This is a genomic window from Burkholderia sp. L-4 (genome assembly GCF_056856535.1).
Genome location: NZ_JBXEOX010000001.1, coordinates 1,488,869 through 1,511,063, shown reverse-complemented (window position 1 = coordinate 1,511,063; position 22,195 = coordinate 1,488,869). Strand labels below are relative to the sequence as shown.

The window sequence follows — 22,195 nt, the reverse complement described above, 5'->3', positions numbered from 1 at the left end:
CTTCAACTGCCCGGCCGTTGAGCGCCGCGCCCGTCGTACCCGGGCCACGACACGCCCTCGGTCGCGAACCCGGCCGCGGCATCGACCGCCGGCGGCTGCGACTGCGGCGCCGTCGCGCGCACCGCATAACGCACCGAAGCCGCGCGCGGCGGCCGCTGCGACAACAGCTCGGGCTGCCGTGCCGCCACCAGCCACTCGACGGCAGGCGTCGGCGCGGCGAGCCGCGCGAACAGTTGCGGATGACGTGCGACGAGTCGCGCTTGCGCCGCGGCCTCGGTCACATCCTCGATCCGGCACCAGCCGGACGCCGTGCGCACGACGCCGATCGCAATGCAGTCGTCCGGCGTGCGATCGGTCGTGCCGAGCGCATTCAGGCACGTCAGCAGGTCGCCGACGTAGCGCTCGATCGGCGGCCGGTTCTGCTTGCCCTTCACCTGATCGACGTCCAGGCCGCCGTCCGCGCGTATCGCGACGCTGATCGTGATGTGCGGCTGGCCGTTCGGGTCGCGAAAGCTCAGGAGCCGCAGCGTGCGTGCCTCGATCGCCCGCGCGTAGCGTTCGCCGTAGCCGCCCGTCAAGGCGCGCCGATCCGCGAACTGGCCGAGGCAGTGACGCATCACGTAACTCTCGAACGCCATTTCCTCGCGCAGCAGCCCGCTGTCGGGCAACAATTCGACGAAACGTCCGTTGGGCGTGTCGCACCACGTGCGCAGCGCCTCGGGCCGGCTCTCGCGCCAGCCGCGTGCGACGCGCGCGACCATCCGCGCATGCTCGTGCTCCCACAACGCGAGCGCCTGCGGACAGTTGATCCGGTCGAGCTTGCCCTCGAGCCCGGTGCCCTTGCGCGACTCGAGAAACTCGACGAGCGTCGCTTCCAGCGCGAGCAGCGCCGGATCCGCCGGATCGACCCATACGACGGGGGCCGGCGCATCGGCGCGCGATGCGCCCGCCATCTTCGCGGCGGGACCGAAACGGCGGGCCACCCACTCGGGTGGCGCGACGCGCCCCAGCGCGTGCCGCGCATCGTCGAGCGATGCGATCGTACGCACCGGTTCGAAATTCGCGACGACATGCCGGTAAAAATGGTTAAGCAGCCACGCGCGCACGGCGTGCGCGTCGCCGCGCGCGGTGCTGCGCGCCGCGATCGCGGCTTTCAATGCGTCCGCGTTCAGCGCATTGCGCGGCGCATAACCGGCTCGCCGAAGCGCGGCCGTCATTGCCAGAACTTCCACCAGCGCTTGTTCGACGCGGCGGGCACGGGGTCCGCGTCCGCTGCCGGCGCCAGCCCGCTCGCCTCGCGGATCCGCTGCTCGATCAGCTCGACGTTCAGGTCGAGCGGTTCGGCCGCGTGCGGGTTGGCAGCCAGCACGTGTTCGTAGAAGCGCTTGACGTCGGCATCGCGACGCAGCTGATACGCCGCGTTGCCGGCGTCGAGCTGGACGCTCAGGTCGCTCGACGCGATCGCCTGCGCGCGTGCGGCGTCGTACAACGCGGCCGCCTGGTCCGGATGCGACGCCGTCATGTAGGTCGCGAAGATGAAGCGCGCGCTCAACGCCTCGGCGGGCAGGTTCCCGTCGACCTGGTCGTTATCGCGCTGCCAGCCGACGAGACGTTCGAGCCAGATCGGCATTTCGTTGGATCGCTCGACGCGCGACAGCGCACGCACGACGTCGCGCAGGTACCCGTTCGGCCCGTGCCGGCTGTATCCGTTTTCGGCGGCGTAGTGCCACAGCTGCTCGGCCGCTTCGAGCATCTCGTCGTCCTTGCCCTGACACGTGAGCACGTAGCGTATGCCGTCGTAATGCTCGGCGAACGGGCTCGCCGCGATGCCGTTGCGATGCAGCTGCAGCGAGTCGTCGTACCGTTCGACCCCGCGATAGAGAATCGCGAGGTTGTTGCACAGCATCGAATACAGATGCGCGCACGCATCGTACGGGTGCCCGTTGCCCGTCTCGAAGAAGCGCTCCATGCACGCCCGCCCCTGCTCGTACACCGCGGTCTGCAGGCGTGCCAGATCGGCGCGCACGTCATCGCGCTGCGCCGCCGGCAGCGCTTCGAGCGCGTCGTCGACCTCGTCCTCGATCGACACCGCGAACGCATAGCTCCACAGGCCGCTCGGCAGCGATGGCGGCGGCAGCTTCAGCGCGGCCGCGACGCCGAGCGCGCGGATCCGCGCGCCGAACAGCACGAATGCCGTGCGATTGTCGTGCAGGTCGCCTTCCTGCGCGGCGGCGAGCAGTCGCGCCGCCTGCGTCGTCGCGTCGATCCGGCCGTTTTCGCCGTCGTAGGCCGCCGCGAGCCGCGCGATCCACGGATGGCCTGGCGCGCGCTGCGCGGCAAGCTCGCGCGCGGCGTCGGCGATCGCATGACGCCGCGCGTCGCCATCGAGCGAGCCGAGCGCGGCGAAGAGCGCCGCATGCACCGGCGAGCCCGACGCCAGCGGGTCGCGCCACTGCTGGCCCAGTTCGATCAGCCGCTCGAGCGTCGGCCCGAAGCCGGCCGCGCGCATCACGCACAGCGGCCACCAGACCGACGTGTCGGACGGGTCGGCCAGCCGCGCGTGAACGATGTGCCCGACCGTGTCGAGCATGCTGCCTTCGATCTGGTACACATGGAAGAATGCACGGCGGCCGGCTTCGTCGAATCGACCGGCTTCGATCAGCCACGGCAATTCATATTCGACGAAATCGTCGCCGCCGTCCGACTCGAGGCTGTGTCTCGCGAATGCACACTGCGCGAGCGCCCCGTCGAGATCGCCCTGCGCGCGCGCCGCACGCGCGGCGAGCCGTGCGACCCTGACCTCCACCTCCCGACGCGGCGGCAACGCCCAGTCCGCCACGCGCGCTTCGACGGCTTGCCGGATCGTATCCAGCTGCAGCGGCGCGATCTCGATGATCGCGTGGCCGATGCGCAGCCAGTCGTACGCGTCGATGTCCTGATCGGCGGCGGCCGAGCCGAGCGCCGCCACGGCGGCTTCGGCGGCCGCGCGCGCGTCGGCGGCACGGTCGAGACGCTGCAACGCCCACGCGCGCCGGCATTGCCGGTCGGCTTCGTCCCACGCGCGGAACCGGGCCCGCCCGGCAATCGCGCCGTTCAGCGCATGCCGCAGTTCGATCGCATCGAGCGAATGCGCCGCGCCGTCGCGCTCCAGCGTATCCAGCATGCGCAATCGCACATAACGCTCGGCGTCGAGCGTCGGCGACGTGCGCACCACCTCGTGCATCTCGCCGATCGCCTGCGCGACCGAATCGTGCTCGCGCAGGTGATGACCGACCTGCAATCGGTACAGCGCGAGCTGCATGCGGATATCGGGCCGCGCGTCGGGCGGGGCGGCCTCGTGGACGAGCGCGCCGTCGACGTCGATCACCGCGCGTGCGGCGGCCGGATCGCCCGCGTGCATCCACAGCGTGTGCAGACGTGCGACCGCGTCGAGCGTATCGGCACGCAACGGCTGCGCGCGCAACCTCGCCGCGAGATCGGTTTCACGGCTCGAATCGCTCTCCTCGAGATCGGCCTCGAGCCGATTCATCAGGGTGTCGAGTTGTTGGCCCGTGACGGGCATCGTTGTTGTCGTCGTTGTTGTATCGGCGCTGGGAGTCATCGACTTCTCCATCTCGGAATCGCGATAGCTTATCAGGACCGACGCGCGAATCAAGCCGACGACACCTGCCGGCACGCGCCCCGCTCAGTACCCCTCCCGCAGCGCCTTCGGCACCACGTAGCGCCCGCGCGCCGCGTCGAACCTCACCGTGTAGCGCGCATGGACGTCCCTGCCGCCGCGCTCGCCCGTCTCCGTGACCGTCAGCGGATAAACGTCGCCCGCGCCGGTCGTATCCGCCACGATCGCGAACGTGCGGCGCTCGCAATGCGACTTCGCATGATCGCAATCGAGCGACCCGCCGTTGTCCATCGCTTCGTTGATGCGCGGCGCGGCCTCGACGATCGCGTTGCCGAGCGGCAGCCAGATCGACCGGCTCGCCTGCGTATAGCCCTGCAGCGTGACGCCGTCGCCGATCACGAAACCGAACAGGTGCGGGCCGAGCCGCTCGATGCGGACGGTGCCGGGCTCGCCGCGCTTGCCCGACGCGATATCCGTCTTCTTCACGACGGGCTCGAGCGTGCCGCCGTCCTGGCTCGGCTTCAGCACGTACAGGTCGATCGTGCCCGGCGTGCCGTCCGAATCCATGCCCGGCACCCCGTTCTGGACGGCCGCCTCGGTCTCGCCGCACATCGCGAGCAGCGTGCGCGGGCCGTCGGCCGTCGCGACGCGCAGCGCGCCGCACGGCGAATAGATAAAGTCGCCCGCATCCGGCTGCCAGCCCTTGCGATCGGCGCGCCACGTGCCGTACGTGACGCGGATGAACTTTTGCAGCTGACGCGCGGGAGGGACCGGCTCGGCCGCGTGAACGGGCGCCGCCGCGGCGAGTACGAACAGCACGGCGAGCGTGACCGCGAATGGCTTCACGCGTGTTTTCTGGTTCTGGACGTTCATGGAGATGGGCGATTCGGAGGACAAGGTCGATTCGGACGGGCCATCAGGGTTGCCGCGGCGCGATGCCGGTGCCGTCCGGTCGCAATCGCGCGCTCGGCACCCAGCCGTCGGCCATGCCGTGCGTGCGCGGATTCAGGTACGTGACCGCCGTGAACCGGCCGTATTCGGTCCGCGCGTCGACGTGATCGTGCTCGACGATGAACAGGCCGTCGATCCGGCACGCGTCGTCCGGCGCGACAAAGAACGGCAGCCGCCCTTTGCCCGTCACGACGCGCCCGGCGTCGCTGCCCGGCACGCGGTCGCCCCGCGCCTGCGCGAGGCGGTTCAGCGCGTCGCAATCGACGGCGCCGTGCGGGGCCGCATCGGTACGCGCGGAGGCGGCCAGTGGCGCGACGCACGTCGATACGTAGCGCGACAGCGCGTGCCGGTCGATCTTCAGCACGTCCGGCTGATCGGGATCGCGTGTCACGTCGAGCGCACGCAGCGCATGCGTGTCGAGCGTGACCCAGCCGATCGTCGCGTCGCGGTTCGGCGTGCCCGGACGGTCGGGGGTGACGAACAACCGGACGCCCAGCACGCCGTCCGGCTGACCGGTCAGCGCCGCGGGCTCGGCGTGGATCGCCTGCCGGTCGAATGCGGTCTGCCGCAGTGCCGGCACGATCAGTTGCGTAAGCTGTGCGTCGCACGACGCGGACGATGCCGCGTGAGCCGCATGCGCGGCGGCCGCCCCGACACTCGCCAGCGCGACGTGCACGGCGAGCGCCGCGAACCGGCGGCCGCGCCCGGCCTCGCCATTCGCGCCGGCCGGCGTTACGATCTCGTTCTTCATTCCATGATCCGTTCGATGCGGGCGGGAAGCACCCGCGAGCCCGTAGCGTACACGCACGGCGCGGCACCGCCAGCGCGCATCGGCCGGCCCGACACGGACATACGCATGAACCTGAGCTTGCAGGACGTCGCCTGGCACCGCTCGGTCGGGCGGCTCATCGAGACGCTCGACCAGCCGGGTTTCTGGCTCGCGCTGATCCGGCTGATCGAGGAATACGTCGCGGTCGACAGTTGGGTCGCGCTGATGTTCGGCGACGGCCGCCCGCAGGTGTTCGCCGAATGCGCGTACGAAGGCGATGGCCCCGATCCTCTGTTCCGCGACTACGTGCAGGGGCTGTACCTGCTGGACCCGTTCTACATCGCGAACCGCGACGCGCCGACGAGCGGGCTGTTCCGGCTGTCCGACGTCGCGCCGGAGTGCTTTCGCGCTACCGAGTACTACACGCGTTATTTCACGCACAACGTCGTCGAGGACGAAGTGCAGTTCAACGTCGTGCTCGACGATGCGCGCACGCTGTGCCTGTCGCTCGGCAGCAAGCGGCGTTTCAGTCCCGAACAGGTGGCGCTGCTCGACCTCGTCCGGCCGTGGGTCGCCGCGCTGATGCGCCAGCGCCTCGCGTACGAGCATAGCCATGTCGAACCGGCTCCGTCGCACCGGCCCCACGCCCGCGCGGGTGCCGGGAGCGGATTCGAGCACGCGATGGCGCGACTCGGCACGCCGCTCACCGCGCGCGAGCTCGACGTGATCCGGCTGATCCTGAGCGGCCGCTCGAACAAGGAAGTCGCGAACAAGCTGGACATCTCGGCGGAAACGGTCAAGGTGCACCGGCGCAACATCTACGCCAAGCTCGCGATCAATTCGCAGTCTGAACTGTTTTCGCTGTTCCTGAAGGCCCAGACCGATACGTGACGACCGGTGGGCGGCGCGATGTCGCCGCCGTGTCGCGCCACCTTGACAGGACCTGTTCGCCGTCGCTTCCGGCACGTCAGCCGCGAAATCAATACCCCCGACGGGTTAACGCGTCGGCGGGATGGGCAACCGCGTGGTTCGGCGCATACTAGAACTTCGTTCCAAACGCCCCCCGAACCCGCCCATGAAACTGAAGCTCGACATCGTCCAGCTCGCCGGCCGCGACGGCGACACGCACTACAACCTGCAGCGCACGCTCGAAGCGATCGCGGCCTGCGCGCCCGGCACCGACATCGTGATGTTTCCCGAAGCGCAACTCACCGGCTTTCTCGATCCGTCGAATCTCGCGGCAGTCGCCGAGCCGCTCGACGGGCCGAGCGTCGGCGCGGTGATCGCGGCCGCGCGTGCACGCGACGTCGCGGTCGTGGTCGGGTTGATCGAGAACGACGGCGGCCGCTTCTACAACACGACCGTGTTCGTCACGCCGGACGGGATCGCGCTGCGCTATCGCAAGACGCATCTGTGGGTAAGCGAGCGTGGCGTCGTGCTGCCCGGCGACCGCTATGCGACGGTCGAATGGCGCGGCGTGCGGATCGGCCTGCTGATCTGCTACGACAGCGAATTCCCCGAATCCGGCCGCGCGCTCGCCGCACTCGGCGCGCAGCTGATCCTCGTGACCGACGGCAACATGGAGCCGTACCGCAACGTCCACCGCACGTCGGTGTCGGCACGCGCGATGGAGAACCAGGTGTTCGCGGCGGTCGCGAACCGCGTGGGCGGCAGCGCGCACGACATCGTGTTCGCCGGCGGCAGCCTCGCGGTCGATCCGTTCGGCAACGTGATCTTCGAAGCCGGCAACACCGAATCGCGTCATGCGATCGTGCTCGATTTCGACCAGCTCGCCGCCTCGCGCGCGGTCTACGACTATCGCAACGATCAGCGCCTGCACATCGCCGGCGAGCGCATCGCGCACCCGGACGGACGTCGCGAACTGCTGATTCCGTGACGGGCCGCCACTCGCCCCCCGGCGGCGACGCCGCACGTCACGCCGGGTCGGGCACCTCGATCGCCAGCAGCGCCGAACTGACCGACTTGCCGTGCGCGTCGAGCGCGAGCGAACGCGTCACGCCGCCGCCGAGCGCATCGCGCAGCACGAAATTGAACGCCCCGAGCGACGGCAACTCGTAGCGCACGACGTCGCCGCGCACGATGCCCGCGAGCCACGCCTTCACCGCTTGCGCATCCAGATGCGCGCGCAGATGGTCGTAATGACGCGGATCGCGGCAGATGACCGATACGTTCAGCGTATTGCCCTTGTCGCCGGTGCGCGCATGCGCGAGTTCACGCAGTTGCATCATGCCTCCACGAATGAAAACGACGGCGTCACGGCCGCACGCGGCAGCAGCACCGACTGCACGGCGATCACCTCGCGCGTCGACTTGAACGCACCGCCGCCGCCGGCCGGCCCGTTCGTATAAAGCGTCTCGACCTCGTTGCCGATCCGCGCGGCCTCGGCGGCGCTCGCCGCGCGGCCGGCCACCCGCACGCGCACCTCGGCCGGCTCGCCATGAGCGGCCGGCGTGGCGTCGCCATACAGCGCATCGACGCCGATCAGGTCGAAGCGCAACTCGGTGGCCGCGACGCCGGTCAGCGCCAGCCGCTCGCGGACGATGTCGAGCGCGAGGCGTGCGCGCTCACGTGCGCCCGGGCCGCCGTACGAGATCTGGCCTTCGCCGATGTACCCGTCGACATAAGCGACCGACACCTTCAGCGTATCGGGCCGCGCGGCGCCGCGCCCGCCCGTCACGCGCACGCGGTCGATCGCCTCCTCGGCAACGGCGACCCGCGTGAAATCGGCGACGACATCGGGCTGCAGATAGCGCGCCGGATCGTGAATCTCGTAAAGCAGCTGTTCCTTGCAGGTCGCCGCGCTCACGCGGCCGCCCGCATGCGGCACCTTCGTGATCGTGACCGAGCCGTCGGCCGCGACTTCGCCGATCGGGAAGCCGAGCCGCGCGAGGTTCGGCACGTCCTTGTAGCCGGGATCCGCGAAATAGCCGCCCGTCACCTGCCCCGCGCATTCGAGCAGATGGCCGACGACGGTCGCCTGCCCGAGCGTGTCCCAGTCGTCCATTCGCCAGCCGAACGCGTGGATCAGCGGCGCGGCGAACAGCGACGGATCGGCGACGCGCCCGGTCAGCACGACGTCCGCGCCGGCCGCGAGCGCGTCGACGATCGGCGCGGCGCCGAGATACGCATTCGCGGACACGATGCGGTCGCGATACGCGGCGACTTCGTCGCCCGATTCCTCGAAGCGGAACGCCCCGCGCAGCACGACATCGCGCACGTCGTCGCCTTCGACCGCCGCGACCTTCAGCCCCGCGATGCCGAGCGACCGCGCGATCCGCGCGGTGCGCCGCGCCGCCGCGCGCGGGTTCGCGGCGCCCATGTTCGACACGATGCGCACGTGTTTCGCCGCGGCGACCGGCAGCACCGCATGCATCCGCGCGTCGAGCAGCGGATCGTAGCCGAGCGCCGGATCCTGGCGTCGTGCCTGCTGCGCGATCGCGATCGTACGCTCGGCCAGGCATTCGAAGACGAGATAGTCGAGTTGCCCGTGTTCGGCGAGTTCGACCGCGGGCTCGATCCGGTCGCCCGAGTAGCCGGCGCCCGCGCCGATGCGCACGCGCCGTTCAGGTTGCTTTGCTGTCATGTCGGTACCGTGTCCCGGCGGGCGCGCCGCCGGCGAAAATCAAAAGATGCCCAGCACGACGCATGCGATCGTCATCACGATCGAGGCGCCGAACAGCAGCGGAAACGTGAACTTCTGGTGCTCGGCCAGCTCGATGCCGCACAGGCCGACGACGAGGAACGTCGCGGGCGTCAGCGGACTGACCGGGAACCCCGTCGTCATCTGGCCGAGCAGCGCGGCCTGTCCGACCTGGACGGCCGGCACGCCCAACTGGCCGGCCACTTCCGCGATCACCGGCAGCACGCCGAAGTAGAACGAATCGGGGTCGAACAGCATGCTGAGCGGCATCGATGCGAGGCCGAGCACGACCGGAATGTGACCGGCCATCGACGGCGGCACGAACCCGACCGCCGCCTGCGCCATCGCCTTCAGCATCCCGCTGCCCTGCATGATCCCGGTGAACACGCCGGCCGCGAGCAGGATGCCGGCCATCATCAGCGCGGCGCGCGCATGCGCATCGATGCGCTTGCGCTGCATGTCGACGTCCGGGTAATTCACCATCAGCGCGATGCACAGCCCGACCATGAACATGATCGCGGGCGGGATCTTCTCGCCCATCACGACCATCGTGCCGAGCACGACGAGCGTCAGCACGAGGTTGAACCAGAACAGGTGCGGCCGGCGCAACGCCTGCTCGTCGGGCGTCAGCTCGCGCTTCGGCAGCGGGATCGACGGGTCGTCGCGCGACAGGCCGAGCCGCTTCTCCTCGCGCCGCCCGAGCCAGTACGCGACGCCGAACACGAACACGAGCCCGATCGCCTGCACCGGGATCAGCGGATTGAACAGCGCCGACACCGGCAGGTGCAGCGACGCCGACGCGCGGATCATCGGTCCCGTCCACGGCAGGAAGTTGATGCCCGCGGCCATCGACACGGCGGCGGCCAGGACGCGCCGGTCCATCTTCAGCCGGTCGTACAGCGGCAGCACGGCCGGAATCGTCACGAGGAAGCAGACGGCGCCCGAGCCGTCGAGGTGGATCAGCAGCGCGAGCAGCGTCGTGCCCATCACGATGCGGGTCGGCCGCGTGCCGACCGCGCGCAGGATCCGGTCGATGATCGGGTCGAGCGTGCCGGCGTCGGTGATCGTCCCGAAATAGAGGATCGCGAACACGAACATCCCGACGACGGGCGCGAGGCCCTTCAGCCCGTCGACGACGAACTTGCTGGTGTGCAGCCCGAAGCCGCCGATCAGCGACGCGGCGATCGGCACGAGGATCAGCGCGACGAGCGGCGACATCCGCTTCGACAGAATCGCGGCCAGCAGCACGACGATCGTGCCAAGCCCGAGTAACGGCAGCATCCGTGTCTCCTACCTTGTCTTTTGTTGGAGACGAGCGTAAGGTCGGCGCAGCGATAGCACAATTGAAATGATTTGATCGCAGCAATCACGAACCGTTATGGATCTGAATCTTCGCGACATTCGCGCGTTCGTCACCGTCGCGCACGCCGGCAACTTCACGCGCGCGGCCGCGCGGCTGCACCTGTCGCAGCCGGCGCTGACCGTGCAGATCCGCCGGCTCGAGGAGATCGTCGGCGCGCGCCTGTTCGACCGCAACAGCCGCAGCGTCGCGCTGACGCAGACCGGACGCGAACTGCTGCCGCTGCTGCAGCGCTCGCTCGACGACATGGAGCGCGTGCTGCGCGATGCGCGCGCGCTCGGCGAAGGCACGAGCGGCACGGTACGGCTCGCCTGCCTGCCGACCTTTGCGTCCAGCATGCTGCCGGAGCTGATCCAGGCGTTCCGGCACGACGTGCCGCGGGCGGGCTTCGAGATCCGTGACGGCGTCGCGAGCCTGGTCACCGCGCTCGTGCGCAACGAGGAAGCCGATCTCGGCTTGACGGGCGGCGACACGTTCGACGCGTCGCTGGAGGTGCTGTACGCGGGCGCCGACCGGCTCGTCGCCGTGTGCCCGAAGGATCATCCGCTCGCGCGCAAGCGGCGCGTCGCCACCGCCGACGTCGCGGGCGTGCCGCTGGTGCTGACCGCGCAAGGGACGAGCGTGCGCAGCGTCGTCGATGCCGCGCTGGAGGCGGCCGGCTGCACGCCCGACATCGCGTGCGAGCCGACCTACATGATGACGGCCGTCGCGATGGTGCGCGGCGGCCTCGGCGTGACGATCCTGCCCGCGACCGCGCGCGAGGTGCGCGCCGAGCCCGAGCTGGTCGCGAAACCGATCGACGACCCGGCATTCGTGCGGCCGATCGCGCTCGTCACGAAGCGCGGGCGCACGCTGCCGCGCGTCGCGCAGGCGTTCGCCGAAGCGATGCTGGCGGAATTGAAAAGGCGCGCGTGAATCGCGCGCTCCGGTCGGCCCTGGCCGGTCGGCTGGCGCTTACTGCGCGTCCGGATCGACGTGCAGCGATTCGCCGATCGCATAGAAATTGCCGCCCGCGATGTAGTGCAGGCTGCGCAGCGCGGGATCGGCCGATTCGAAATGCCAGTGACCGTCGCGGAACACGCGCGTGTCGGACCACGCACCGACGACTTCGCCGATGAACAGGTCGTAGGTCTGCTGGTTGTGCGGCTCGGGAATCAGCTTGCACGCGAGCCAGCCCGAACAGCCGGCGACGAACGGCAGGTCATGCCCGTCGACATCGAACAGCTCGACGCCCGCTTCGCGCAGCTTGGCCGGCCGCTCCGCGAGACTGTGGCTGCCGACCGCATGCGTGAGCCGCAGTTGCGCGGCCGTCGGCACCTGGATCACGAACGTGCCGCTGCGCTCGACGAGCTCGCGTGTCTTCGCGGACTTGTCGAGCACGACCGTCAGCTTCGGCGGCAGGAAGTCCAGCGCGCATGCCCACGCGGCGGCCATCACGTTGTCGACACCGTCGTGGCGGGCCGACACGAGCACGGTCGGGCCGTGGTTAAGGAGACGGTAGGCGTTCTTCAGCGCCACCGGAGCGATGTGACTGTCCATACGGGTTCCTTGGAGAACGGCGCGCACGGACGGATGCCGTGCGGCGCGGCATCGGCCTGCGCACCTGCGCGCGCGTGCCGGAGGCCGCATTCTCGCACCCAAATTCAATCGGCGCTGACGGCGCCGCCGGTCACTTCGCGAACAGCTGGCCGATATCGCGGAACGCCTTGAATTCGAGCGCATTGCCGCACGGATCGAGCAGGAACATCGTCGCCTGTTCGCCGACCTGCCCCTGGAACCGCACGTACGGCTCGATCACGAAGGTCACGCCGAACGCGCGCAAGCGCTCGGCCAGCGCCTCCCAGCTCGGCCAGTCGAGCACGATCCCGAAATGCGGCACCGGCACGTCGTGACCGTCGACCGGATTCGTATGCGCGCCGTCCTGCGACGCGGTCTTCGGATGCTCGTGAATCACGAGCTGGTGCCCGTAAAAGTCGAAATCGACCCACTGCGCGCTCGAACGCCCTTCCGCCAGCCCGAACACGCGGCCATAGAAATCGCGTGCGGCCGACAGGTCGTAGACCGGAATCGCCAGGTGAAACGGGGAAAGACTCATGGTTGCCTCGTGGGGAAACGCTCGCGTGGCGCGAGGACGGCACCATGGTAGACAAGGTCGAGCAAAAATTAAATCAATATATACTTTCGCGATTCACAAACGGAATTGATGAATGATCCGCGAGCTGAAAACCCTCGTCGCCGTCGCCCGGGAAGGCACGTTCGCCGCCGCCGGCAACCGCATCGGGCTCACGCAGGCAGCCGTCAGTGCGCAGATGCAGCGGCTCGAGGCCGAGCTCGGCTTCGCGCTGTTCGACCGGCAACGCCGGTCGGCGCGGCTCAACGAGATGGGCCATCACGTGCTCGACCAGGCGCAGGCGCTGCTCGGCCTGTACGACAACCTGAGCTCGACGGCGCCCGGCTCACCGGCCGCCGTGCGCGTGACGATCGGCGCGATCGCATCGGTGCAGAGCGCGCTGCTGCCGGCCGCGCTGGCCGATTTCCATCGCCGGCATCCCGCATGCCGGACACGCGTGATCCCGGGGCTGTCGATCGAGCTGGTGAACCGGGTCGATGCGGGCGAGATCGACATGGCCGCCATCATCCGCCCGCCGTTTTCGCTGCAGAGCGACCTGCACTGGACGACCCTCGCGCAGGAACCGTTCCGGCTGATCGTGCCGCGCGGCGTGAAGGGCAAGGACTGGGCCGGCCTGCTCGCGAGCGAGCCGTTCGTGCGCTACGACCGCGCGTCGTTCGGCGGCCGTCAGGTCGATCGCTTCCTGCGCAAGATGCACATCGCGGTGCGTGACACCTGCGAACTCGACGAGCTCGATGCGATCGTCAAGCTGGTCGAAAACGGTGTCGGCATCGCGATCGTGCCGCAGACGGCCGTGTATCGCCGCTGGCCGGCCGGCGTGCGCGCGATCGACCTCGGGCCGCACACGTTCCACCGCGACATCGGGCTCGTGCACCGCGCCCGGCGCACGATGTCGGAACCGGCGCAGCAGCTGGCGCAACTGATCCAAGCCGCGTCGCGGATCAGTACGCCGCCGCGGCCTGCCTGACCGGCGCGTGGCGGCTCAACGCCGCCCGGCCGCCCAGTCGACGGCCGCGTCGAACAGCGCGACGCCGGCCGGCGACAGGTTCGCGAACGTATCGTTGTCGAGGAAGAACATCACGCGGCGCGCCGGCGCGAGCGCTTCGTAGTCCATCGTCGCGCCCTTCTCGTACGCGAAGATCGCGGCCTTGTCGGGCTGCCCGTACACGGTCGCGATCGTGATCGCGCCGAGCCCCGGCTTGCCCCAGCTCATCGGCGCCTGCTTGCCGTACACGTTGGTGGCGCCGGCCGGCAAGCCGGCCGCAATCGGATGCGGTGCGTTGACGAGCCACAGGTAGCGCTCCTTGCCCGTTTCGCCGAAGTCGGCGTCGTGCCGCTTGCCCGACATCGCGAGATCGTCGAGCAGGTCGTTTTCCCAGGTCACGAGCGGCTTGTCGAGCGTGCGCCAGCCGGGCTGCACGTTCTTCGACGACACCGTCGACGAGATCACGACGAGGTCCGCGTCGCGCGCCGCATCGGGCGTGGCCGACTCGTCGATCAGGCGCACCGCATAGCCGCGTTCGCCAAGATGCCGGCCGATGCGTTCGTCGGCCTTCAGGTTCGGGCCGCGCAGCTGCACGAGCATCGCGACGCGCGTGACGGCCGCCGGTGCGTCGGCCGCGGCGGCGGACGCGGGAGCCGATACGCCCGCGCCCAGCGCAAGCACCGCGCCCGCGATCGCGCGCAACGCGCGGCGCCGCGCGCCGGCGGCAACGGCGCGCAGGGCGCCGGTCTTCGTCTTCAGGTTCATCGGAATGTTCTCCATGGCCGCGCGCCGGCGCACCGGCCGCGCGGCGATTGCATGATCAGAACTGCAGCGTGGTCAGCAGCGACACCTGTCGCGCGTCGCCGATCGCGACGAAGTAGCGGTTCGCGCTCGACGGGTAGTACGTGCGGTTGAACAGGTTCTTCACGTTCAGCTGGAACGACAGCTTCTGCTTGCCGATCCGCGTGTCGTAGGTCGCGAACGCGTCGGCGAGCACGTACGACGGCAGCGTGAAACTGTTCGCCGAATCGCCGGGACGGGCGCCGACATAGCGCGCGGCCGCGCCGACGCGCAGGTCGTCGCCGCCGATCATCGTGCCGAAGTCGTAGACGGCCGCGAGCGAAGCGGTGTGGCGCGCGACGTTCCACAGCTGGTTGCCCGCATACAGCGGATCCTCGGTCGTCTTCGCGTCGATGTACGCATAACTCGCGATCACGTTCACGCGTTCGCCGATCCTGCCCGACACGTCGAGCTCGACACCGCGCGAGCGCGCCTTGCCCGACGTGCGCCAGTCGGTCAGCTTCGTCGCGTCGTTGTACTGCGACACGAGCACGTTCTTCTTGTCGATGTTGAACAGCGCAAGCGTGCCCGTCATCCCGCCCGGCAGGTCGAGCTTGCCGCCTACTTCCCATGCGGTCGCCTCCTCGGGCGGCGTCGAGCCGTCGATCATGTAGCCCGACGCCATCGGCGCGATCGACGACGATGGCTTCAGCGACTGCGAGTAGCTGCCGTACAGCGAGAACGTGTCGGTCCATTTGTAGACGACGCCCGCGCGCGGCAGCCACTTCGAGCCGCTCAGGTCGGTGTTCGCCTTGAACGGCCGGCCGCGCCCCGCGACCTGGTTGTACGTGATGTAGCGCAGGCCGCCCGACACGATCCACTTGTCGGTGAGGTGAACGGTATCCTGGAAGAACGCGGACGCATCGTGCAGCGTGTCGGTCTGGTCGCTGTCGCTCGCGGACACCGTGCTCGACGGCGGCAGCAGCCCGTACACCGGATCGATGTAGCTGAACGGCGTCTTCACGGCCTGGCGCAGCATGTCCTTGCGATAGATGCGGCGGTATTCGGTATCGAAGCCGACCTGCACGTCGTGACGCATCCCCGCGAGCGTCAGCTTGCCGTTCACGTAGCCGACTCCGTAGCTGTCGGTGCTGAGCGAGCCGTGCGTCGCATCGTTGCTGCGCGTCATCGTGCCCTTCACCGGGTCGACGCCGGTCGTGCGCAGCTGGTTCGCGTCGTAGGTCTCGCGGTTGTAGCTGTAGCCGAAATGCGCGCTCCAGTCCGCGTTGAACTGGTGATCGACGGTCAGCTGCGCGAGATGCGATTCGCCGTCCATGTTGTTGAACGGCTCGTCGATGCGCCGCCGCGCGGGAATGTCGAGCGGCGCATTGGTGCGCGGATCGAGCGCGGTGCCGCGATCGAACGGCGTATGGAACTTGCGGTACTGGTAGGAGAGCGCGACCTGCGTGTCGCGGCCGTACCACGCGAGCGACGGCGCGACGAAGGTCTGCCGGTTCTCGCCGAAGTTGCGCCAGTACTGCTCGTTCGACTGGTCGACGATCAGCCGGTACGCGAGCCGCGAATCGCCGATCGGCCCGGTCGAATCGAACGTCGCGCCGCCGCCGTTCTTGCCGTGTCCGAACGTCGATGCGCCAAGCGAAATCGCGTTGTAGCGCGCGAGCTGCGGCTGCTTGGTGACGACGTTGATCATCCCGCCCGGATCCATCAGCCCGTACAGCAGCGACGTCGGGCCCTTCAGCACCTCGACGCTGTCGACCGCCGCGTTGAACGCGCGACCCTGCACGAGCGGCATGCCGTTCTGCATGATCGAGCCGTCGCGGTTGCCGCCGAAGCCGCGCTTCATGATCGTGTCCTGCGTGCCTGCAAGCGTGTTGCCCTGCGTGATGCCGCTCACGTTGCCGAGCGCGTCGTCGAGATTGCGCGGACGCTGGTCGCGCAACACCTGCGCGGGCACGATGTTGACGGCCTGCGCGGTGTCGAGCAGTGGAATGTCCGAGCGCAGCACGCCCGCTTCCTTCGGCGCGCGATAACTTTCGGCGCGCAACGCACTCGTGCGCACGTTGATCGCCGGCAGCTCGGCGGCCGGTGCGACGCCGGCCGCCACGGTTCCGGCCGCCGAACCGTCCGCGCGCATCAGCGTGTAGCCGCCGCCCGGCTGGCGCAGCGCGACGAGCCCCGTGCCGGCCAGCAGGCGATCGAACGCGCCGTCGATGTCGAACCGGCCGTGCACGCCGCCGCTCGTCAGACCGGCCGTCAACTCGGCCGGAAACGCGAGCAGGATGCCCGCGTCGCGCCCGAACCGGTTCAGCGCGGCCTCGAGCGGGCCGGCCGGAACGTCGAACGCGCGGCGCGGCGCACGCTGTGCCGCGGGCGCCGCGTCGGCGTCGGTGTCGGCCAGCGCGGGCAGCGGCAGCAGCGCCGACAGCAGGACCGCACCGGCAAGTCGGCGCGCAAGACGGCCCGGCGCGACCGCGCGCGGCAGATGACGGGCGGGCGCCGGACGGCGCCGATACGTGAGACGGATGGAAACCATGAGCGGAGAGTCGGTGGACGATGGGCCAATGCTGCTTTCAATACCCATGTCACGCGAACCGCGAAAAACAGCTCAAGCCGGCGGAAATTTTTGTCGATGCGCTCACGAACCGGCCGGCACGACCGTCGCCCAGTAGCGGGTCAGGTAGTGGATGTCGATCGGCAGCGTCGCCTTCAGCGTGTCGAGCACGCGCGCGGGATCGTCGAGCGGATAGGTGCCCGATACGCGCAGGTCGGCCACGGCCGCATCGCAGCGCAGGCTGCCGCGCCGATAGCGGTCGAGCTCGGCGACGAGATCGGCCAGCCGCATGCGCGACGCGACCAGCATGCCGCCCGTCCATGCGGACGCATGCGGATCGAGCGGCGCCGGCGCGCCGATCGCATCGCGCGTGAAATCCGCCCCCTCTCCCGCCGCGATCACGCGCGTGCCGGCCGTCGCGCCGGCCGGCTGCACGCGCACCGCGCCGGCGAACACCTCGAGGCGGGTCGCACCGTCGCGCTGCCGTACCGCGAAGCGCGTGCCGAGCGGCTGCAACTCGCCTTGCGCGGTCGCGACGACGAGCGGCCGCGCGGGCTCGCGATCGTCATGGCCGCTCGTCACCATGACCGTGCCGCGCAACAGGCGCAGGTGGCGCGTCGTGTCGTCGAAATGCACGTCGAGCGCCGTATCGGTATCGAGCACGACGACCGTGCGATCCGCGAGTGTCACCGTGCGCCGCTCGCCGACCGCCGTGCGCAGGTCGGCCGGCCAGATCGCCGCGCGCCGCGCGGGCTCGGCCATCCAGGCGGCGGCGCCCGCGAACAGCAGCACGGCCAGCGTCTTCACGGCCGCGCGGCGGCGGCCCGCACGCGGCGGCAGCAGCGCCGCATGCGCGGCCTGCGCGTCGAGCCCGGCCGCGAGGCGGCCGAAACGGCCCTGCATCGTCTCGATATGACGCCATGCCGCTTCATGCGCCGGATCCTCGGCGCGCCAGCGCGCGAGCGCGGCGTCAAACGCCTCGTCGGCGCGGCCGGACTGCCGGTCGGCCCACCATTCGACCGCGCGGCGTGCGACGTGCGGCGGCACCGCCGGTGCGCGTGGCACGGCCATCGGTCAGGCCGCCATCGCGAAGAAGCACTGCGTGCCGGCCTTCACGAGATGGCGCTTCACCGTCGCGAGCGACACGCCGAGTTCGCGCGCGATCTCGGCCTGGGTAAGGCCGTCGAGTTGCGCGAGCAGAAACGCACGCTTCGCCGCGAGCGGCAGGCCGTCGAGCAGCTGGTCGATTTCGAGCAGCGTCTCGAGCACGACGGCCCGCTCCTCCGGCGACGGCGCATGCGCTTCGGGGCGCTGCGCCAGCACGTCGAGATACGCGCGCTCGATCTGCTCGCGCCGCCAGTGATTGCTCAGCACGCGCTGCGCGACCGTCGTCAGGAACGCGCGCGGCTCGTCGGCGTCGATCGGCTCGTCGCGTGCGAGCAGGCGCATGAACGTGTCGTGCGCCAGATCGGCCGCGCGATGCGCGCAACCGAGCTTCCGGCTCAGCCAGCCGCGCAGCCACGCATGGTGGCCGGCATAAAGGGCGTCGATTTCTCGATGGAGAGACAGCTTGTCAGCGGACATGGCCGGGTTCCGGGGTGCGCGGGCGTCAACGATTCTGTAAATGAGAATGATTATTATATACAAAAGCAAGCCTGCGGCCGCGGTTTCGATGCGCACGGCGGCGATCGGGTCGCGCCAGGTAGCGAAGCCGCGCTGCCGTCGCCGGCCGCGGGCGACCTGTCTTTAACACACGCATTGCGGTCCGGCCCATTCAATTCATTCAATAATTATTTGACGGATCAATAACAATATTCGAATCGCCGCGATTCCCCGTTCGATTGCCCGGCATTGTCGCGGGAGACGCAAAATGCAATGGCGAAATCACGAAACGCCAACGCATTGATACGAGATTCTCAATAATCCAAATCCCTCAACGGTGCATTTCGAAGAACACCCCTGTCTGCGTCAGACCACAACGGAGAATTTCGTTTTTGCCGTTCCATTGCGGCTCGGTAGTCTCCTGCCATTCCGGATCATGAACACAAGCCGCCCATGCGCAAGGAGATGAAATGAAACGCACGACCCTCTCGCTGATTTCCGTCGCGTCGTTCGCGGCGATACCCGTCGCATATGCGCAATCGAGCGTCACGCTGTACGGCGTGATCGACACGTCGATCACCTACGTGAACCACGCGCAGGGCAAGGACAACGCGTGGATGCTCGGCAACAGCAGCGCGGGCAACCTGGCCGGCAGCCGCTTCGGCGTGAAAGGCACCGAGGATCTCGGCGGCGGGCTGAAGGCGCTGTTCCAGCTCGAGAACGGCTTCGACCCGAGCAACGGGCGCCAGGGCCAGGGCGGCCGCATGTTCGGCCGGCAGGCGTTCGTCGGCCTGACGAGCGACCGCTACGGCACGCTCACGTTCGGCCGCCAGTACGACCCGCTCGTCGATCTCGTGCAGGGCATCACCGCCGACAACTATCTCGGCAGCGTGTTCGCGACGCCGGGCGACGTCGACAACTACGACAACAGCTTCCGGGTCGACAACGCGGTGAAGTACACGTCCGCCGTCTATGCGGGCCTGCAGTTCGCGGCGATGTACTCGTTCGGCGGCATCGCGGGCAGCACCGGCGCCGCGCAGTCGTATTCGGCCGCCGTGTCGTACAACAGCGGACCGTTCAGCGTCGCGGGCGGCTACTTCCACGCGACCAACAGCCCCGCGTCGAACGGCCTGCGCAGCGGCTGGACCAGCTCGTCGGACGGCACCTTCGACGGCCCGATCAACAGCGGCTACGCGAGCGCCCACTCGCTCGGCATCGCGCGCATCGCGGGCCAGTACGTCGCCGGGCCCTTCACGTTCGGCCTCGGCTACAGCAACGCGCAATACCGCCGCGACGCCAGCTCGGTGTTCGGCTCGAACGAGCACTACAACACCGGACAAGGCTTCGTGAACTACCAGGCGACGAACGCGCTGCTCGTCGGCGTCGGCTACAGCTACACGCGCTCGGGCGGCGACACGTCGGCCACCTATCACCAGGTATCGGCCGGCGCCGACTACAACCTGTCGAAGCGCACCGACGTCTACCTGACCGCCGCCTACCAGCATGCGAGCGGCCAGACCGGCGACGGCCAGGGCGGCTCGATGGCCGCGCAGGCGTCGATCGGTTCGTACGGCTATGCGGGCACCAGCTCGCAGACGATGGTCAACCTCGGCCTGCGTCACCGCTTCTGATGGGAAGCGACCGGTCGCACGCGATGCGGCCGGTCGAAGCCGCGGGACGTGAACGGCGGCTTCGGCCGCCGTTGTTTTTCCGCTTTTATTCGAATTCGAGCCGGACAGGGATGGCCCGGTGAAATCCTTTCACGCAATTCGATACGGCGCACACGAGACGGCTGACGTCGTGCGTCAGGTTTCGATCGCCGCCGTCGCACCGGCATTCACCGAAAATCCGGCCCTTTTTACCGATCAGATGTCGTCGCGCCGCGTGATCCGACGCGATAAAAATGCGTGGCGAACGCGTGCGCAAATGCAAAGGAAAGTTTGACGCGAGCCATTTGCCCGCCCGCTATGGCACACTTCGCGTCTCACGTCATTTCCTTGCACCGGGCGCCCGGATTGCGCCCCAACCTGCCATGCCGCGTCATACCATCCGTCCGATCAGCCGCGAAACGCTGAAAATCGCCTCGACGATCGCGCTGTCGTGCGCGGTGCAGGGTGTCGCGCAGGCCGATTGCCTCGACGACGCGGCCGCGTTCCAGCACGTGAGCGTCAGCCTGATGCGCGGCATCGCGCAGGTCGAATCGGGAATGAATCCGAACGCCGTCAACACCAATACGAACGGCACGGTCGACATCGGGCTGATGCAGATCAACAGCACGTGGCTGCCGACGCTCGCGCGCGAGGGCATCACGCGGGAAAGCCTGTTCGATGCGTGCACGAACGCGTATGTCGGCGCGTGGATCCTGTCGCAGAACATCCGCCAGCTCGGCCCCAACTGGAACGCGATCGGCGCGTACAACTCCGCGTCGCCCGACAAGCGCCTCGCGTATGCGCGCAAGGTCTATGATGCAATCCGAACCATGCCGGATTCGCCGGATACTCCCATGCCTATCCTGCCCCCCTCCTTCACGCCGCCGCAACAGGCACAGGCGTACAACCCGTTCGCGAGCCTGAGCGTGTCGGCGCCGCCGGTCACGCGCCCGCGCACGGTCTCGCCGGCTCCACCGCCTCCGTCGCCGCAGGGCGGCCCCGCCGGCCCGGCCGGCACGTACAACTTCGGCTGGACGGTCACAGGCGCGGACCAGGCCAAGCCGACCCAGGTATTCGACGACGGCGCGCGGATCTACGTGCAGTTCAGCGACATGAAGCACGTGCCGGCGATCTTCACCGAGACGTCGAGCGGGCGCGTGCTGATGTCGTGGGAGCTGCAGTTTCCGTATGCCGTCCTGACCCGTCCCGCGCAAACGTTAATCTTCCAGCTCGGGCCGTTCGAGGCGCGTGCGCAGCGTGGGGCAGCCGGGAGCGCGGCCATGACCGCGCAGGCCGGTACGGCGGGCGCGGCCGCCGCTTCGAAGAAGTCCGCCGGTACCGCCACGAATCCGGCAGCGGGAACGGCGTCGAAACGCACGGCTTCGGCCGATGCGCTGTGGTATCTGGATACGCCGTCGACGTCGGGATCGACGGCCGCCTCGCCATCGACGGCGAACCTTCCCGCCACGCTGCCGACGGCCATCACGTCGAACACGCCGCCGCCCGCGCCGGCCCAGGCACCGGCCGCCCAGCCTTCGCGCGTCAGTACGGATGCGCTGTGGTACATCTCGAAGTGACGCGCCCCCGATCGCACGGGTAGCGCGTCACGCCGGCGCCGTCACATCACCCGCGCCGGACCCAGATCACTTTCCCGTCGTGAATGCCGAGATTGCGGCGCTCCTGCCGGTAATCCATCGTACCCGGCAGCGACTTGCCGTCGCGCTCGAGCACGCGCCACAGGCAGCCGTCCAGTTGCGCCGCCGCATCGGCCTCGGTCTTGCCGACCAGCGCGTCGTCCTGCCCCGCGTCCGCCTTGCATGCCTGCGGCGCACCGGCCGGCGCGCCGCTTGCGCTCGAGACCTTCGTGTTCATGTCCGCACATCCCGCAAACGTTGCGCCCGCAACCAGCGCCGTCATCATCGCGATCGTCTTCTTCATCGGTTTCTCCCTTTCGCGCCCGGCGAAACATGAGCGGCGTTCGTCGCCGGCCGGGCGTTGCATGCTTGACCGGTCCCGCGCCCAACCGGCCGCGCCGATGCGGCGCGCCGGTATCGCGGCTTCGGCGGCTTCGGCCCGGTGCCGAAGCCGCCTGCATGTTACCGCACGCTGACCGGCG

The 22,195-nt window shown here is 69.0% G+C and carries 21 protein-coding genes; 7 read left to right on the top strand and 14 right to left on the bottom strand.

The window, feature by feature from the left end:
- Positions 1-2 precede the first annotated feature (2 nt).
- The 4 genes from AC1VVG_RS07085 to AC1VVG_RS07070 form a co-directional block, all read right to left on the bottom strand.
- Positions 3-1,217 (bottom strand): hypothetical protein, encoded by a 1,215-nt coding sequence (locus AC1VVG_RS07085; RefSeq protein WP_482835423.1) that lies wholly within the window; start codon positions 1,215-1,217, stop codon positions 3-5.
- Complete coding sequence (locus AC1VVG_RS07080) at positions 1,214-3,529, bottom strand: hypothetical protein (RefSeq protein WP_473376963.1); 2,316 nt, start codon at positions 3,527-3,529, stop codon at positions 1,214-1,216. The genes AC1VVG_RS07085 and AC1VVG_RS07080 overlap by 4 nt, the downstream gene beginning before the upstream one ends.
- A 156-nt stretch (positions 3,530-3,685) precedes the next feature.
- Positions 3,686-4,492 carry a topoisomerase IV gene (locus AC1VVG_RS07075; protein WP_482835422.1) on the bottom strand — a complete coding sequence of 269 codons (807 nt, stop codon included), beginning with the start codon at positions 4,490-4,492 and terminating at the stop codon, positions 3,686-3,688.
- A 43-nt stretch (positions 4,493-4,535) separates the two neighbouring features.
- Positions 4,536-5,321 carry a hypothetical protein gene (locus AC1VVG_RS07070; protein WP_482835421.1) on the bottom strand — a complete coding sequence of 262 codons (786 nt, stop codon included), beginning with the start codon at positions 5,319-5,321 and terminating at the stop codon, positions 4,536-4,538.
- A 105-nt stretch (positions 5,322-5,426) separates the two neighbouring features.
- On the opposite strand from AC1VVG_RS07070, the gene AC1VVG_RS07065 reads away from it, so the two are divergent.
- Together AC1VVG_RS07065 and AC1VVG_RS07060 are read left to right on the top strand one after the other, a co-directional pair.
- Positions 5,427-6,230, top strand: a complete 804-nt coding sequence (locus AC1VVG_RS07065) for a helix-turn-helix transcriptional regulator (protein WP_069706088.1) — start codon at positions 5,427-5,429, stop codon at positions 6,228-6,230.
- A 184-nt stretch (positions 6,231-6,414) separates the two neighbouring features.
- The gene (locus tag AC1VVG_RS07060; RefSeq protein WP_059557021.1) at positions 6,415-7,236 is read left to right on the top strand and encodes a carbon-nitrogen hydrolase family protein; all 822 of its coding nucleotides are present in this window, start codon (positions 6,415-6,417) and stop codon (positions 7,234-7,236) included.
- Positions 7,237-7,273: 37 nt separating this feature from the next.
- On the opposite strand, the gene AC1VVG_RS07055 is transcribed toward AC1VVG_RS07060, so the two are convergent.
- Genes AC1VVG_RS07055 through AC1VVG_RS07045 form a run of 3 tightly spaced genes read right to left on the bottom strand, consistent with a single transcriptional unit; the run spans position 7,274 to position 10,281 of the window.
- Positions 7,274-7,585, bottom strand: coding sequence for an AtuA-related protein (locus AC1VVG_RS07055; RefSeq protein ID WP_034186770.1), 312 nt, complete (start codon positions 7,583-7,585; stop codon positions 7,274-7,276).
- Entirely contained in the window at positions 7,585-8,943 is a 1,359-nt protein-coding gene (locus tag AC1VVG_RS07050; protein WP_200087329.1) for an acyclic terpene utilization AtuA family protein, read from the bottom strand. Before AC1VVG_RS07050 ends, AC1VVG_RS07055 begins: the two co-directional genes overlap by 1 nt.
- A 39-nt stretch (positions 8,944-8,982) precedes the next feature.
- Entirely contained in the window at positions 8,983-10,281 is a 1,299-nt protein-coding gene (locus AC1VVG_RS07045) for a CitMHS family transporter (RefSeq protein WP_034186719.1), read from the bottom strand.
- A 97-nt stretch (positions 10,282-10,378) separates the two neighbouring features.
- Here AC1VVG_RS07045 and AC1VVG_RS07040 point away from each other — a divergent pair, with 97 nt between their 5' ends.
- A complete protein-coding gene (locus tag AC1VVG_RS07040) occupies positions 10,379-11,275 on the top strand; it encodes a LysR family transcriptional regulator (protein ID WP_482835420.1) in 897 nt (298 codons plus the stop codon).
- Between the two features lie 39 nt (positions 11,276-11,314).
- Here AC1VVG_RS07040 and AC1VVG_RS07035 read toward each other — a convergent pair whose 3' ends face one another.
- Both AC1VVG_RS07035 and AC1VVG_RS07030 read right to left on the bottom strand, forming a co-directional pair.
- Positions 11,315-11,899, bottom strand: a complete 585-nt coding sequence (locus AC1VVG_RS07035; RefSeq protein ID WP_482835419.1) for a flavin reductase family protein — start codon at positions 11,897-11,899, stop codon at positions 11,315-11,317.
- 130 nt (positions 11,900-12,029) lie between these two features.
- Positions 12,030-12,455 carry a VOC family protein gene (locus tag AC1VVG_RS07030; RefSeq protein WP_034186716.1) on the bottom strand — a complete coding sequence of 142 codons (426 nt, stop codon included), beginning with the start codon at positions 12,453-12,455 and terminating at the stop codon, positions 12,030-12,032.
- Between the two features lie 112 nt (positions 12,456-12,567).
- On the opposite strand from AC1VVG_RS07030, the gene AC1VVG_RS07025 reads away from it, so the two are divergent.
- Positions 12,568-13,458, top strand: coding sequence for a LysR family transcriptional regulator (locus AC1VVG_RS07025; protein ID WP_367189503.1), 891 nt, complete (start codon positions 12,568-12,570; stop codon positions 13,456-13,458).
- A 15-nt stretch (positions 13,459-13,473) separates the two neighbouring features.
- Here the strand turns inward: AC1VVG_RS07025 and AC1VVG_RS07020 are convergent, their stop codons facing one another.
- The 4 genes from AC1VVG_RS07020 to AC1VVG_RS07005 are packed head-to-tail and all read right to left on the bottom strand — an operon-like array spanning position 13,474 to position 18,412.
- Positions 13,474-14,241: a hypothetical protein gene (locus tag AC1VVG_RS07020; RefSeq protein ID WP_482835890.1), complete on the bottom strand. Its 768-nt coding sequence runs from the start codon at positions 14,239-14,241 to the stop codon at positions 13,474-13,476.
- A gap of 55 nt (positions 14,242-14,296) precedes the next feature.
- Entirely contained in the window at positions 14,297-16,858 is a 2,562-nt protein-coding gene (locus AC1VVG_RS07015) for a TonB-dependent siderophore receptor (protein WP_473376956.1), read from the bottom strand.
- A 54-nt stretch (positions 16,859-16,912) separates the two neighbouring features.
- Entirely contained in the window at positions 16,913-17,899 is a 987-nt protein-coding gene (locus AC1VVG_RS07010) for a FecR domain-containing protein (RefSeq protein WP_200087337.1), read from the bottom strand.
- A gap of 3 nt (positions 17,900-17,902) precedes the next feature.
- Positions 17,903-18,412 (bottom strand): sigma-70 family RNA polymerase sigma factor, encoded by a 510-nt coding sequence (locus AC1VVG_RS07005; RefSeq protein WP_482835418.1) that lies wholly within the window; start codon positions 18,410-18,412, stop codon positions 17,903-17,905.
- A 488-nt stretch (positions 18,413-18,900) separates the two neighbouring features.
- On the opposite strand from AC1VVG_RS07005, the gene AC1VVG_RS07000 reads away from it, so the two are divergent.
- From AC1VVG_RS07000 to AC1VVG_RS06990, 3 genes are all read left to right on the top strand, one after another.
- Positions 18,901-20,061, top strand: coding sequence for a porin (locus tag AC1VVG_RS07000; RefSeq protein WP_482835417.1), 1,161 nt, complete (start codon positions 18,901-18,903; stop codon positions 20,059-20,061).
- Positions 20,062-20,179: 118 nt separating this feature from the next.
- Positions 20,180-20,374, top strand: coding sequence for a hypothetical protein (locus AC1VVG_RS06995; protein WP_482835416.1), 195 nt, complete (start codon positions 20,180-20,182; stop codon positions 20,372-20,374).
- An 88-nt stretch (positions 20,375-20,462) separates the two neighbouring features.
- Positions 20,463-21,656 (top strand): transglycosylase SLT domain-containing protein, encoded by a 1,194-nt coding sequence (locus AC1VVG_RS06990; RefSeq protein WP_367189501.1) that lies wholly within the window; start codon positions 20,463-20,465, stop codon positions 21,654-21,656.
- A gap of 46 nt (positions 21,657-21,702) precedes the next feature.
- On the opposite strand, the gene AC1VVG_RS06985 is transcribed toward AC1VVG_RS06990, so the two are convergent.
- Positions 21,703-22,017, bottom strand: a complete 315-nt coding sequence (locus AC1VVG_RS06985) for a hypothetical protein (RefSeq protein WP_367189500.1) — start codon at positions 22,015-22,017, stop codon at positions 21,703-21,705.
- Positions 22,018-22,195 lie beyond the last annotated feature (178 nt).

What these genes read in the sequence shown, in the direction of transcription:
- AC1VVG_RS07070 (WP_482835421.1), bottom strand. Translation starts at nt 5,321, where the DNA reads ATGAAGAACGAGATCGTAACGCCGGCCGGCGCGAATGGCGAGGCCGGG.
- AC1VVG_RS06990 (WP_367189501.1), top strand. Translation starts at nt 20,463, where the DNA reads ATGCCGCGTCATACCATCCGTCCGATCAGCCGCGAAACGCTGAAAATC.
- AC1VVG_RS06985 (WP_367189500.1), bottom strand. Translation starts at nt 22,017, where the DNA reads ATGAAGAAGACGATCGCGATGATGACGGCGCTGGTTGCGGGCGCAACG.
- AC1VVG_RS07015 (WP_473376956.1), bottom strand. Translation starts at nt 16,858, where the DNA reads ATGGGTATTGAAAGCAGCATTGGCCCATCGTCCACCGACTCTCCGCTC.
- AC1VVG_RS07000 (WP_482835417.1), top strand. Translation starts at nt 18,901, where the DNA reads ATGAAACGCACGACCCTCTCGCTGATTTCCGTCGCGTCGTTCGCGGCG.
- AC1VVG_RS07055 (WP_034186770.1), bottom strand. Translation starts at nt 7,585, where the DNA reads ATGCAACTGCGTGAACTCGCGCATGCGCGCACCGGCGACAAGGGCAAT.
- AC1VVG_RS07085 (WP_482835423.1), bottom strand. Translation starts at nt 1,217, where the DNA reads ATGACGGCCGCGCTTCGGCGAGCCGGTTATGCGCCGCGCAATGCGCTG.
- AC1VVG_RS07010 (WP_200087337.1), bottom strand. Translation starts at nt 17,899, where the DNA reads ATGGCCGTGCCACGCGCACCGGCGGTGCCGCCGCACGTCGCACGCCGC.
- AC1VVG_RS07035 (WP_482835419.1), bottom strand. Translation starts at nt 11,899, where the DNA reads ATGGACAGTCACATCGCTCCGGTGGCGCTGAAGAACGCCTACCGTCTC.
- AC1VVG_RS07005 (WP_482835418.1), bottom strand. Translation starts at nt 18,412, where the DNA reads ATGTCCGCTGACAAGCTGTCTCTCCATCGAGAAATCGACGCCCTTTAT.
- AC1VVG_RS07080 (WP_473376963.1), bottom strand. Translation starts at nt 3,529, where the DNA reads ATGAATCGGCTCGAGGCCGATCTCGAGGAGAGCGATTCGAGCCGTGAA.
- AC1VVG_RS07050 (WP_200087329.1), bottom strand. Translation starts at nt 8,943, where the DNA reads ATGACAGCAAAGCAACCTGAACGGCGCGTGCGCATCGGCGCGGGCGCC.
- AC1VVG_RS07065 (WP_069706088.1), top strand. Translation starts at nt 5,427, where the DNA reads ATGAACCTGAGCTTGCAGGACGTCGCCTGGCACCGCTCGGTCGGGCGG.
- AC1VVG_RS07030 (WP_034186716.1), bottom strand. Translation starts at nt 12,455, where the DNA reads ATGAGTCTTTCCCCGTTTCACCTGGCGATTCCGGTCTACGACCTGTCG.
- AC1VVG_RS07040 (WP_482835420.1), top strand. Translation starts at nt 10,379, where the DNA reads ATGGATCTGAATCTTCGCGACATTCGCGCGTTCGTCACCGTCGCGCAC.
- AC1VVG_RS07045 (WP_034186719.1), bottom strand. Translation starts at nt 10,281, where the DNA reads ATGCTGCCGTTACTCGGGCTTGGCACGATCGTCGTGCTGCTGGCCGCG.
- AC1VVG_RS07020 (WP_482835890.1), bottom strand. Translation starts at nt 14,241, where the DNA reads ATGAACCTGAAGACGAAGACCGGCGCCCTGCGCGCCGTTGCCGCCGGC.
- AC1VVG_RS07025 (WP_367189503.1), top strand. Translation starts at nt 12,568, where the DNA reads ATGATCCGCGAGCTGAAAACCCTCGTCGCCGTCGCCCGGGAAGGCACG.
- AC1VVG_RS07075 (WP_482835422.1), bottom strand. Translation starts at nt 4,492, where the DNA reads ATGAACGTCCAGAACCAGAAAACACGCGTGAAGCCATTCGCGGTCACG.
- AC1VVG_RS07060 (WP_059557021.1), top strand. Translation starts at nt 6,415, where the DNA reads ATGAAACTGAAGCTCGACATCGTCCAGCTCGCCGGCCGCGACGGCGAC.